The organism is Candidatus Symbiopectobacterium sp. NZEC127 (genome assembly GCF_025962675.1).
Classification (GTDB): Bacteria; Pseudomonadota; Gammaproteobacteria; order Enterobacterales; family Enterobacteriaceae; genus Symbiopectobacterium.
The window spans coordinates 127724-142548 of sequence record NZ_JAGFPG010000004.1 but is presented as its reverse complement, the minus strand read 5'-3'; the positions used below and the strand labels follow the sequence as shown (position 1 = coordinate 142548).

Below are 14825 nucleotides of genomic sequence, written 5' to 3'. Positions count from 1 at the left end.
GCTGTTGGCGTGGTTTTGTTTCACCCTTTCTCCACCAGGTAATGCTTTAGCGCTCCCCTTTTCCCGGAGCCCCGCATTGAACGGGTCATATCTGCGTATATACCCGTTCAAACCTCAGTGACGAGCGAGAAGAAGGTGAATCATGGCAGAGAGCAACGTTGTCCAAGGGTATATCGGTATCACTGATCGCCGCGGCAGTGGAAATGTCATTCAGCACGTTTCGCCCGACGCAACGGATATCGTATTGCAGCACAGCAGCACGGTTCGAATTCCCGGTTCACCAGACCGCGTTGCTCGCTACGAACGCCAGGGCGACGATCTCATCTTGCATATGCAGGATGGTACTGTTGTGCGCTACCAGCGCTTCTTTTTGGTCGATGCCGAGGGCTACCACAGCGAACTGGTGTTTGATGATGGTACCCGCCTGACGCATATCCATTTTTCCAGCGCTCCTGGCGAAGCAGCGGCGCTCAGCGCCGGGGAAACGGTCACCCTTATTCCCGAATATGATGTTATCACCGACATTACCTCACTGCTGTTACACAGCACTAGCACCAGTGGGCTCTCAGCCGCAGCCCTCGGTGGCATTCTCGGTGCCGTGGCGCTCGGTGGCGGCGTAATTGCCGCAGCCGCCTCCAACAGCAACGATGACAACAGGCCGTCGACGCCCCCCGCAACACCCGCGTCGCTTACTGTAAACCCACTGGCAAATGACAATGTCCTGAATCGTGAGGAGTTCGGTCAATCACAGGTGCTCAGTGGTAGCACCCGAGATGTGACACCTGGATCGGTGGTAACAATCACGTTTAACGGCCTGACCTATACCACGCGGGTCGAACAGGATGGCACCTGGAAAATCACCTTGCCAGCCAGCGTATTTGCCGGACTGGAAGATGGCACTTACCCGCTTCAGGTCAGCGTGACGGATGCTCAGGGCAGCACACATCAACAAAACGTAGCGCTGGGAATAGACACATTACCGCCGTTCCTGACAGAAAATATGCTCACGGGAGACAACATCCTGACGGCGGCAGAACAAGCGCAACCTCAAACGCTAAGTGGCCGCGGTGAAGCGGGGCTCACCGTCACCGTGACACTCAACGGCAAGACCTACACCACCACTGTCGATAATGACGGTAAATGGCAGTTGCCACTCTCCAGCGCAGACCTGCAAGCGCTGAGCGAAGGCGCAAACACCATGACTATCGTGACGGTGGATAAAGCGGGTAACAGCACCAGCATCACCCGCGAACTGATTGTTGATACTACGCCGCCAACCCTTACAGTACAGAAGCTCACCGGCGATGATTTACTCACGGCCGATGAGGTAAAAAGTGCACAAACGTTGTCTGGCACCACCTCACCCAGTGAGGCGGGACAGACCGTTACCGTCACCTTGAACGGCAAAACGTACAGTGGCACCGTCAATAGTGACGGTTCCTGGCAAATTTCACTGCCCAGCGCAGATTTGCAGGCACTCACCAACGGCAGCTACCCCTTGGTAGCATCCATTACCGATAAAGCAGGCAATACCACCACGCTGCCAGCACAGACCATCACCGTGGACAGCGCGGCGGAAGCCATTAACATCAACACCGTTTCCGGGGACGATCGCTTGAACGCCGTTGAAGCGACGCAGCCGTTGTTACTCTCCGGAACTACAGCGAACGTGGCGGCGAACCAAACCGTCACCATTACCTTCAATGGGCATGTTTACACCACGACCACCACCAGCAACGGCAGTTGGAGTTTCAGCGTCCCCAGTAGCGATTTGGTATTTATCACCGATAGCAGCTATAACGTCAGTGCCAGCGTGACAGGCCTGAGCGGCGCCACGCTGACGACAACCCATCCCATCACGGTGGTGGTCAACACGCTGCCCGTCGCGACGCTGGAACCCCCGTTTAACGACGGCGTGCTTAACGGCACGGAAGCGGGTCAGGAGCAAACGCTGAAAGGCACCACGGGCGTAACCGGGCCGGGCCAGAGCGTAACCGTCAGCATCGGCGGCCAGTCCTATACCGGCACCGTGGATAACAGCGGCAACTGGCAGGTGAAGATCCCCAGCAGCGGCTTGCAAAATTTACCTTCCGGCAGCGACAGCACCGTAACGGTGGAAGTGAGCGACGCCGCAGGCAATAAAAATGTGCTGAGCAAACCCGTGCCGGTAGATACCACCCCGCCCACGTTGACCCTTTCCCCGGTCGGGCAGGATGACATCCTTAACAACAGCGAACTGGGCGTAAATCAAACCCTCAACGGCACGGCCTCTGTCAGCGAAGCCAATCGTACCGTCACCGTAACGCTGAACGGCAAAAACTACACCGCCCTTGTCGATTCCAGCGGTAACTGGCAAATCACCCTGCCCACTGGCGACTTGAGCAACCTGACCAATGGCTCCCACACCCTCACGGCCACCCTGAGTGACAAGGCCGGAAACACCAGCACCCTGACCCATACCTTTACCGTCGATAACGGCGTAGCTTCTTTGCCGACGATAACCATTAATCCCTTCGCCGGTGATGACGTTGTCAATGGTGCAGAAAGCAAGGTCAGCCACTCGCTCAGCGGCACCACAACCCACGTTGAAGCGGGCCGCACCGTCACACTGACGCTGCACGGCAAAACCTATTTCGCAGTGGTGGAAAGCGGCGGCACCTGGCACGTCACCGTTCCGAGCGCCGACATGGCGTTACTGCCAAGCGGCCCGTCGAGCATCACGGCGAACGTCAGCAACCAATCCGGTTACAACACCAGCGCCAACAAAGCGATTGAGGTGGATACCGCGGGTAATGCCATCGCCATTAATATTATTGCCAGCGACGATCTGATCAACAAGGCAGAAGCCACTCAACCACTGGCTATCAGCGGCAATACGGCCAACGTGCCTACGGGGCAAACCGTTACCATCACGCTGAATGGCAAGAGCTATACCACGCAGGTTCAGGCCGATGGCGCCTGGACGCTTCAGATCCCCAGTGCAGACCTTCAGGCACTCAGCGATGGCAATGCCACGGTAACCGCCACGGTCAGCGATGCTCAAGGCCAAACCGCCAGCGATCAGCACAATGTGGGTGTGCATATTCATGCAGTGCCCGCGCCAACCATCGACACACCGTTTGGCAACGGTTCATTAAATCTCAACGAAACGCACAGCGATCAAACCGTGAGCGGTAAAACCGGTATCAGCGGTAACGGGCAAACCGTGGTGGTGACGCTGGGGGGAAAAACCTACGACGCCACGGTGGATACCAACGGTAACTGGCATGCCACCCTTCCCGCCGCCGATCTGCAACAGCTACCGGAAGGCAATGCGCCCCTTCAGGTTACCGCAACGGATATCGCGGGCAACCACGGCGCGAGCAGCTTTAGCAGCCTGGTCGATGTCACGCCCCCGACCCTGACGTTAGGCACCATTGCCACCGACGACATCATCAATATTCAGGAAGCGCAAAGCACGCAAACGCTCAACGGCACCGCCTCGGTCAGCGAAGCGGGAAGAACCGTCACCGTGTCTTTGGGCGGGCAGTTCTACACCGGCAAGGTGGGTAACGACGGTAACTGGAGCATCGATTTACCGTCCCATGCCCTCGCCTCGCTGCCTAACGGTGTTTATTCACTGGTAGCCAGCCTGACCGACGCCACGGGCAACGTGACGCAAGTGACGAAAGCCATTGGATTGGACGCCGACAGCGCGATGCGTCCCACGGTCACCGTGAATGCCTTTGTGTCGGAAGACAACACCATCAGCGCAGCGGACACCAAGGTCAGCCAGATTTTGAGCGGCTCCACCACCAACGTGGAAGCGGGACAAAGCATCACCGTGCAGTTACACACCAAGACCTACTTCACGACGGTCAACGGTGAAGGCAAGTGGTGGGTAAGCGTTCCGGCGGAGCATATGGCAGAGCTGCCGGATGGGCCGATCGCGATCAGCACGACGGTGAGCGATAAAGCGGGCAACGAAGGCAGTGGCACCGCCTGGAGCGATGTCGATATCAGCAACGACAGCATCTCCATCAGCATTATCGCCATGGATAACCAACTGAACCGGGTAGAGGCATCACAGCCGCTCACCATCAGTGGCATCACGGTAAACGTGACCATCGGTCAAACCGTTACCGTGACCTTGAACGGAAAAACCTACACCACCACCACGGCGGCGGACGGCAGTTGGAGCCTATCCATTCCCAGTGAGGCACTGTTCGCGCTGCAAGATGGCACAGCAGTGATCCATGCCAGCGTTGCCAACCCGAATGACGTTCCGGTCACCGCCCAGCGCAATCTGGATGTACACATCCACAACCTGCCGCAACCCTCAATGGAAACGCCCTTTGGGGATAATGTGCTCAACGCCACCGAAGCCGCCAGCGGCCAGACAGTGATCGGCAAAACCGGCGTGAGCGGTAGTGGACAGAGCGTGGTGATCACCCTCAACGGCAAAACCTATCAGGCGACAGTGGATGCACAAGGGAACTGGCGCGCCGACCTTCCCGCCGCCGATCTTCAAGTGCTCTCTGCCGGGGCACAACCGCTGCGGGTTACTGCCACCGATGTTGCAGGCAACAGCAGCGAAATCTCCAGTACCGTCACCGTGGATCGGGTGCCGCCCACCCTGACGCTAAAACCGCTCACCCTCGACGGGATCATCAACCACGCAGAAAGCCTGAGCGACCAGGTGATATCCGGTAACGCCTCACTGACAGAAGCCGGGCGTAGCGTGCTGGTGACATTCAACGGCAAGCAATACTCTGCAATCGTGCAGGCCGATGGAAGTTGGCGCGTGACGGTGCAGAGCGCCGATCTGCAAGCGATGGCCGATGGCACCTACACCTACAGCGCCACCGTCTCCGACACCGCAGGCAACAGCACCACCGCCAGCGGACAGGTCACCCTGGACGCCAACGCCGCCAACCTGCCTGTGCTGACCGTTAATGCGGTTACCGGGAATAACATCATCGACGGCGCTGAAATCAAGGCAGCGCAAATTCTGAGTGGGTCCAGCCTCAATCTTGAGGCAGGACAAACGGTTACCGCCACCCTGAATGGCAAAACCTACCTCACCACCGTAGACAGCCAGGGGCACTGGCAGGTCAGCGTGTCTGCGATAGACCTGGCACAGTTGGCGCAAGGGCAGCACACACTGGAAGTCAGCGCACAGGACAAAAGCGGCAACCCCTCAGCGGCGACCCACGCATTCACTGTGAATACCGCGTTGAGTGGCATCGCTATCGATCCGGTCACCGGTGATGACAAGCTTAACCTGAGCGAGGTGGCGCAAAACATCACCGTTACCGGCTCCAGCCAAAATGTCGCGGCAGGCACGCCTGTTATCCTTAGCCTGCACGGAAAAACCTACACCGGCAGCACCACCGCTGACGGGAAATGGAGCGTCCTGCTTCCCGCCGCCGACCTGCAACAGCTGGTTGACGGCACGGCCACTATTACCTTCAGCACGGTGGACAGCGCTGGCAATACGCTCAGCGGCAGCCACGCGATCGGCGTGTTTATCCACACGCTGCCCAGCGCCACGCTTAACCCAGTGTTTGGTGACGGTGTGCTGAATGCGGCAGAGGCAGGCAGTGCGCAAACCCTGAGCGGCACGACCGGACTTACCACGCCCGGACAAACGGTGACGGTAACGCTTGGCGGAACAGAACATGCCGCAACCGTAACGCCGACCGGAAGCTGGAGCGTGTCGCTACCGCCTTCAGCGTTGCAGGCGCTGCCCGACGGCAGCAGCCCCGTATCCATTGTCGTCAAAGATGCCGCAGGTAATCAAAGTACCCTGACGCAGACCGTGACCGTCGATCGTACCCCGCCGACGTTAACACTGGGCAATCTCGCCACGGATAATATCCTCAACCAAAGCGAGGTTCTGACGGCACAAACTCTCACAGGCAGTGCGTCCACCTCGGAAGCAGGCCGTACCGTCACCGTCACGTTTAACGGCAAATCCTATACAGGGGTGGTCGGCAGTAATGGTAGTTGGTCTGTCGCCCTGAGCGCTGCCGATCTGGGCGCGTTGAGCGATGGCACTTACACGCTGAGCGCCACGTTGAGCGATGCCGCAGGTAACAGCAGCACGGCAACGCGAACCATCACGGTGGATGCCAGCGCACAACACGCCCCGCGCATCACCCTGGGCAATGTGGCGTTTGATAACATCATTGATGGCGCCGAGATTCAAAGCAGCCAGACGCTCAGCGGCACCACACTCAATGTGGAAGCCGGGCAAACGGTGACGCTGACGTTTAACGGTAAACCCTACAGCGCCATCGTGCAGTCCAACGGCACCTGGAGCACCACTATTCCGTTGCAGGACATGAGCCAACTGGTTAACGGAACCCAGACCTTGAGCGCCAGCGTTTCCGACACCTCCGGCAACACGGCCAGCGCCAGCCAGCCGATTACCATCAACACCAACACCAGCGGGCTTGCGATAGCCGCCATCACCGGGGATAACCGGCTCAATGCCCAGGAAGCGGCGGACGGTATTATTATCAGCGGCAGCAGCAGTAATATCGCCGCCGGAACCAGCATCACCGTACTGCTCAACGGCAAAGCCTATTCCGCCACCGTGCAGGCAAACGGCAGTTGGCAAACGGCAACGATCTCCGGTACCGACCTGACCGCACTGAGCGATGGTCCGCTCAACGTCAGCGCCATTGCTACCGACCAGGTCGGGAAAACCGTTACCAGCAGCCAAACCGTGCAGGTCAGTATTAATCAACTGCCGAGCGCCACCTTGGACGCACCTTTTGGCAACGGCTACCTCAACCAGAGCGAAGCACAAGCCGGACAAACGCTGACAGGCAGCACCGGCATCAGCGGTGCCGGCCAAACCGTGAGCGTGACCATCGGTACCCAAACCTTTACTGGCACAGTGAACAGCAACGGTCACTGGCAATTACCGTTACCGGCCAACGTCCTGACCCTACTCAGCGACGGCGTGACAGCGATTTCCGTCACCGTCAGTGATGCGGCGGGCAATACCTCGACGGTTAGCGGCAGCGCCAACATTGATTTGACACCTCCGGTACTGACCATCAATGCGATCAGCAGTGATGACATCATCAACATCGCCGACAGTCTGCAACCGCTGGTGATCAGCGGTACCTCTCCCGTTAATGACAGTGGTCAAACCGTGGTGGTGCGTATCACCTTCAACGGGCAAATCTATCAGGGCACAGCGCTGAGCGATGGCTCCTGGCAAATCACCGTTCCCGCAGGCGATCTGGCCGGCAGTGCCAACGGGATCACCACCGTCGTCGCGAGCATGGTTGATGCAGCAGGCAATAGCGGCAGCGCCACGCGCGATGTCACGCTGGATACCGATTTCACACAAGCCCCCACCGTGACTATCGGTACCTTGTCAAACGATGATTACCTCAATGCACAAGAAGCCACGCAAGCGCTGACCTTAAGCGGCACCACCACCCACATTGAACCAGACCAAACCGTCACGCTGACGTTAAATGGTAAACCCTACAGCGCCACGGTACAGGCAAATGGCAGTTGGAGTGTTCAAGTCCCTGCGTTGGACGTTAGCGAACTGCCGGATGGCAAGCTCACGGTCAGCGCCAGCGTCAGCGACAAGGGCGGTAACCCGGCCAGCAACAGCCATACGCTGAATGTGATCGCACAACCGGCGGATCTGCCCACCATCGCTATCTCCACCGTTTCTGGAGACGATGTGATCAACGCGCAGGATGCTGGCAGCCCAATGACCATCAGCGGCTCAACCGCCCATGTCACACCGGGACGTAGCGTCAGCGTATCGCTGAATGGCAAAACCTATCTGGCCACGGTTGGCAGCGACGGTACCTGGAGCACCACGGTGCCCGCCAACGATGTACAGGCACTGCCACAGGGGCAGCAATCCATTAGCGCCAACGTGAGTGATATTGCACAAAACCCGGCCAGCAACAGCCACAGCATCACCGTGGACACCACACCGCCGCTGCTGGAAATTGATGCGCTGGTCACGCCCGGCGATATCGGTCTGGCAACCGCATTGGCGGGTGTACCGATCAGCGGTAAAGGGGAAGCGGGGTTGCACGTTACCCTCACCGTGGGCAACAGCGTTTACACCGTCGTCACCAACAGCAACGGCGTCTGGCAAACCACGCTCTCCGCCAGCGATCTGCTGGCGCTGGGGGATGGCACCGCCACTCTGACCGCCAAAACCACCGACAGTGCGGGTAACAGCAGCAGCGATACGCTGAATATTGCGTTGAAAACCCAGGCGCTGCCCACGCTTACCGTGAACACCCTGTTTACCGACAACCAGCTCAATCTGGCTGAACTGCAAGCTGGCGGTACCATCGGCGGCAGCTACACCAACCTGCCCGCCAACACCACGCTCACCATCACCATTGGCAGCTACACCACCACCGGCACCACCTTAGCGGGCGGGCTGTGGAGTGCAACTATTCCTGCCAATGCGCTGGCAAGTTTGAATGATGGCAGCGTACAGGTCAGCATCAGCGCTGCGGACAGCGCCGGAAACCCCGCCAGCGCCAGCGGCACCCTGGATATCGTCACGCACACCACGTTCAACGTGACATTGAATACCCCGTTTATTGACGGCAAACTCAATGCCTCAGAGGCGGGCGTGGATCAGGTGCTGAGCGGCAGCACCGGCGTTAACGGTGCGGGACAAAAGGTCACGGTAACCATCGATGGTAAACCTTATGTCGCGACCGTGACGGAGACCGGTTTGTGGAGCGTTACGTTACCCGCCGCCGATCTTCAAGGCCTGAACGATGGCGCTCACACGCTGATCGTCACCGCACAAGACAAAGCCGGTAATCCCAGCGCGCCCATCAACGGTGGATTTAGCAGTATCGTGGAGGGCGTGCCAGCAGCGAGCATTACCGGGCTGTTATTCACGGATGGATATCTCAGCGCCAGCGAAGTCCAGACCGGCGTGACCCTCAACGGGCAAACCGGGCTTGCCAGCAACAGCGGACAAACCGTCAGCGTCAGCATCAACGGCACGGTCTACAACGCCACCGTGAATGCCAACGGCAGTTGGACATTGCCGCTCGCCAGCGCCGACTTGTCAGCGTTGCCGGATGGCACGATTAACGTGAGTGTCACGGTAACGGATAGCGTGGGTAACAGCAGCACCACCCTAGGCAGCGCAGAGGTGCTATTCCATACCTTGCCAAGCGCCACGTTAGTGCTGCCTTTCGGCGATGGCTACCTTAATCTGGAAGAGTCAAATAAACCGCAGACGCTGAGCGGTAAAACCGGGATCAGCGGCAGCGGGCAAACGGTGACGGTGACGCTGGATGCCGGAACCGCAAACCAGCAAGTGTTCACTGGCGTGCAAGTAGACGGTTTGGGCGGCTGGTCACTGCCCCTGACCTCCACGCAACTGGCGGCATTTACCGAAGGTGGGCATACGTTACTGGTGACCGTCACCGACAAAGCGGGCAACCCCAGCAGCGCCAGCGTTAACGTTACTGCGGCATTGACGCTGCCCACACCTGACATCACCGAACCCTTATTTGGCAGCGATAACATCCTCAACATCGCGGAAGCCAGCGGCCCGCTGACCATTACAGGCACCACCAATAGCACCGGCGTTGCACAAAACATCAGTGTCGAGATTGACCTTAACGGCGTAATTTATCAGGCCGTGGTCACGGGTAACACCTGGAGCGTCACCCTGCCGGCCAACGCACTGAGTTCACTCATCGAAGGTAACAACCACACCCTAGAGGTGACCGCCAGAGATCAGGCGGGCAACACAGCTAAAGACACGGTTACCTTCGAAAACGACTTTCATGCACCCGCCGTTACGCTCGATACCCCGTTTGGCGACGGCTATCTGAATGCGACAGAAATTGCCGCACTGAGCGGTAATGCCGGTGATGCCACGCGGGTCATGGTCACCATTGGTAATAATCCACCGATTGAGGCCACGGTGACTAACGGCCAATGGTCGCTTAACGCGGCCCAGTTGGGCGGGTTGACCGATGGCACGCAAACCCTGACGGTCACCGCGACCGATGCCGCAGGCAACAGTGCCAGCGTCGGCGGTCAGGTGCATATTGTGGTCAATACGCTGCCAACGATTGCTTTCGATGCTTTTGTCGGCGGCGATGGGCTGAACTATGTAGAAAGTCGCAGTGCGCAAACCTTGAGCGGCACCTCCACCGGACTGGAAGTCGGGCAAAAAGTGACCGTCACGGTAAACGGCCACGACTATGACACCAATATTGGCGTCGGGGGGAGTTGGTCGGTGTTAATTCCGGCCTCGGAGTTGCAGCAGTTCACCAATCCAACTGAGATCGCCATTCAAGCGCAAGATAAAGCCGGAAACATCGTTAATGAAACGCTGGATGTCCCGGTGAATATTGTCCTGCCACCGGATCCAACAATGGTGATTAATGCCATTGCCGATGACAACATTATCAACGTCGGTGAATCACAAGCTACCATCACCGTTTCCGGGGTAGTGCATCACGGTACGAATCCGCAAACCATTGCTGTGCTAATTGATAACGTCCCGTTAGCGGCAAGTATCACAACCGATGCCAATGGCGTCTGGAGCGTGGATATTCCTGCACCTTATGCCGCCTTTATTGTCGATGGCACCGTGGAAATAACCGCAAGCACCGACGTAGGCGGTAACCTCATCAGTGCCAGCACCAACGTTCAGGTCGACGTCACTGCGCCGACGGTCACCATCCTCACCTTCGCCGGGGATAACACGCTGGACAACAGCGAACTGGCAACGGCGCAAGCCATCACGGGTACCGCCTCCTTTGCGGAGGTCGGGCGCTTTGTTTCCGTGACGCTGAACGGGAAAATCTATCAGGCGCAAGTGCTCGATAATGGCAGCGGCACGGGCGGTATCTGGTCGGTTAGCGTACCCACGGCCGATCTGAACAACCTTCCTCAAGGGCCGCAGGTCATCACCGCCACCCTGAAAGATGCCGCAGGCAACTCCACCAACGCAACACCGCTCGATATCATCGTCGATACGGAAATCCCGCTGCTGACCATCGATGCCTTTGCAGGCAACAATATCCTCACGATGGCCGAAGCGCTGCTGGGGCAAATTCTGAGTGGTAAAGGTGAGAAAGGGGCCACGGTAACGCTGACGGCGGGCCCGCTCACCAGCATCCCGGTAAATGTAGATAACGATGGAAACTGGCAGATTCCCTTTACCACCGTCGACCTGACCACACTCACCGATGGTCCGCAGGTGATCGGACTGACCATTACTGACGCCGCTGGTAACAGCAGCAGTACCACCGTGACCTTAAACGTGGCGCTCAACCAGACGCTGGGCGCAGGCGTTGACGATATTTTCGGTAACAACGGCATCCTCAACTATGCCGAATCACTGATAACACAGGTGATCAGCGGTCACGCCACCGGCAGTTCTCTCGGTGCCAAAGTCAGTGTCACCCTCGCAGGCACCACGCTGGAGGCTACCGTCGGTGCGGGCGGAGCCTGGAGCGTGTCATTCCCGCCCTCGCTGCTTTCCGGGCTTTCCGACGGACTGCTGCAAGTGGAAGTCGACATCGTTGACGTCAATGGCAACAGCAAGAATAAGCTAATCAATATCGATGTGTTACGCGCTGTGCCAACGATCGATTCGGTCCTTGCCTTCGGCAATAATGGCCTGAATGCGCTTGAAGCCGCTGTCAATCAAACCATCAGCGGTGTGGTCGGTAACATCGATCTGACCAAAGGGGCCTTTAACATCGCCGTCACGCTGGGCACCAAAACCTACACCACTACCGTAGGGGCTGGCGGCGCGTGGAGCCTCTCTGTCCCCACGCTGGATTTGAAAGCCTTGCAGGACGGCACGCTGGCGCTCGGCGTCAGCGTTACCGATTACGGCGGCAACGTGGTCAGCAAAACTGTGAACGTTCCGGCGATCATCAATAACCTGCCCAGCCTGACGCTCGATCCGATATTCGGTGATGGACTGCTCAATCTCGGCGATCTGCTCAACAACCAGACGATAAGCGGCACCGCGCTGAATCTGGTAGCGGGCACGCAACTGACGATTGATTTGGCCGGCGTACGATCGCTGACCGCAACGGTCGGAGCCGACGGCAAGTGGAGTGCCAGCGTCGGCACCGATGCATTAGCACTGCTACAAAATCTGGGCAACGGCAATGTTACCGTCACGGTGAACGCCAGCGACAGCGTGGGCAACAGCGTGTCACTTGGCGGTGGCTTAACGCTGGGCTTCTCCCAGCCCGTGGTTACGCTGAGCCCCATTTTTGGTGGCGATGGCTTCCTCAATGCCGCAGAAGCCTTGGTCGCTCAAACCTTGAGTGGGGTGGTCACCAACGCCGCGGTCGGCTCGCAGGTTACCGTGACGCTGGGCAGCAAAACCTTCCAAACCACGGTGGGTGCCGCCGGGGCCTACAGTCTGACCTTGCAACCTTCCGATCTCGCGGCATTGGTCGATGGCAGCGTCTCGGTCAAGGTGGAGGTGACTAACGCCAGCGGTAACACCGGTTCAATCAGCCAAACCATTACGGCCATCACCAAAAACTTGCCGACCATCAGCCTTAATTCGCTGTTTAGCGGCGATGGCTATCTCAACGTGGCGGAAGCGGCGCTGGGCCAAACGCTGAGCGGTATCACAACCAAGGCGGCGGTGGGATCGAAGGTAACGGTCACAATAGGTGGACTCTCACTGGACACCACCGTGGGTGCCGGGGGCGTGTGGAGCATCCCGTTGTCATCAACGCAATTGCAATCTTTGGTCAACGGCAACCTGACCGTCAACGCAACGGTGACCGATAGCGCAGGCAACAGCAACAGCACCAGCGCAGGCCTGACGGTGGCACTCACGCCGCCAACCATCACCTTCAACCCGTTGTTTGGCAATGGCATTCTGGATTTGAACGACCTGCTCAGCACACAAATCCTGAGCGGTACCTCCACACAGGCGGCAGCAGGCACCACCCTGACGTTAACGCTCGGAGGAAAAACCTACACCACCACCATCAACGCGGGTGGCAGTTGGTCATTGAACCTGCCGACAACGGATCTGCAAGCCTTGGCAGACGGCTCTCTCACCGTGAATGCCCAACTGACCAATACCGCAGGTAACAGCATCAGCCAAAACAGCCTGGTAACGGTTGCCATCAATGCCGCACCGACCATCACGCTCAATCCGCTATTTGGCGGCGATGGTTTGCTAAATGCGGTGGAGGCGGTGACCAATCCGATCATCAGCGGTACCACCACCAACGCCGTGGGTTCAACGCTGCGCGTCACGTTAGGCAGCAGAACCCTGACGACCGTGGTACAAAGCGATGGCACCTGGTCGGTCGGTTTGTCCGCCACCGATCTCACTGCACTGACCGATGGCAATCTGACGCTGGGCGTAGCGCTCACCAACCCGGCGGGCAAGAATGTCAGCATCAGTACTGGCGTGGGCATCGGTATCCATAACCTGCCGACGCTGTCGTTGGGTTCCCTATTCGGTGATGGCTATCTCAATCTGACGGAAGCGCAGGTCAATCAAACCATCAGTGGGACCGTCAGTAACGCCGTAGGCGGCAGCATCCGCGTCAACGTCGGCGGATTGGTGCTGACCGTCCCGGTTGCCGCCAATGGCAGTTGGAGCGTAAGCGTACCGAAGGAGAACCTGCTCAATATTCTCGATGGCAACCTGAACGTGGGTGTCACAGTGACCGACCGCTATGGCAACACCACAAGTGCCAGCGGCACGGCGATTGTCAAAACCCATGCGCTGCCGCAATTGGGTATCGACCCGACCACGCTGCTGAGTGCGCTGAGTATTATCACCAACGGCCTGGCTATTCACGGCGAAAGTCGCAATGTGCAAGCGGGTGCGCAGGTGTCCGTTTCTCTGCTCAAAACCAACTCGGTGCTTAACGGCATTAGCCTGACCGGCACGGTGCAAGCCGATGGCAGTTGGACCGCACGGTTGGAAAGCTCGCTACTCGCGACGCTGGGGCTGACGGTGTTTAACATCCTTGGCGTATTGACCGGCACGCTGGTAGAAGCATCCGTCAAGGATATTGCAGGTAACAGCGTCGGCGTTTCTGCCGGACTGACTACCGGTATTTCACTCCCGCTTACGCTCGCAAGCCTTGAGAGCCACAGCCTGGCCCTTGAGGAGAGCGGCGCCTCGCTGGAAACCAGCCACACTGCGGCGACCAGTCACGACACGAGCACGGCGCATGACGACAGCACCTTGACGCTCGCCAGCCTGCACGAGATGCAAAGTACCGGCGCCAGCGCCACGGTCACCACGCCGAGCGAGATCAGTTACAGCATCGGCGGCGTGGCTATCGCGCCGACTGACAGCAACACGTTGACCGGCAGTGAGGGCGATGACCTGCTTCAGATTTCCGCACTGGACGCGCTGCATATCGACGGCGGCGCAGGCACCGATACGCTGGCACTGAATGGCGAACATCTGGCGCTCGATCTCACTGCGCTGGGATTAAGCATCGACAACATCGAAATCTTCGATCTCGGGACTTCCGGCACCAACAGCATCACGCTCGATTTGGCGCGTGCGCTGTCGGTCACCGATAAACCTGAAGACGATTTGCGCATCCTTGGCGCAGCGGGCAACGAGGTCAATTTGATCCCAGATGCCAGCGGCACCTGGGCCTTCACCGGGCAACGGGCGCTGGATGGCATGATGTTCGATGTGTATCACAACTCGGCGTTAGAGAGCGGCAACACACTGGGAGATGTGCTGGTGCAGCAAGGTCTGCACGTCAACATCGTCTAATAACAAAATGGAAGCAGCCACCACAGGCACGCCGGTGCCTGTGGTGCACATGACGGTCAGGGTG

General features: G+C 58.4%; 1 protein-coding gene. It reads left to right on the top strand.

Annotated features, from left to right (window positions below; all coding sequences use genetic code 11):
- Positions 1-142 precede the first annotated feature (142 nt).
- Entirely contained in the window at positions 143-14761 is a 14619-nt protein-coding gene (locus tag J5069_RS16360) for an Ig-like domain-containing protein (RefSeq protein WP_264644886.1), read from the top strand.
- Positions 14762-14825 lie beyond the last annotated feature (64 nt).

Bases quoted from the DNA above. Each gene is read 5' to 3' on its own strand.
- J5069_RS16360 (WP_264644886.1), top strand. From the start codon at position 143: ATGGCAGAGAGCAACGTTGTCCAAGGGTATATCGGTATCACTGATCGC.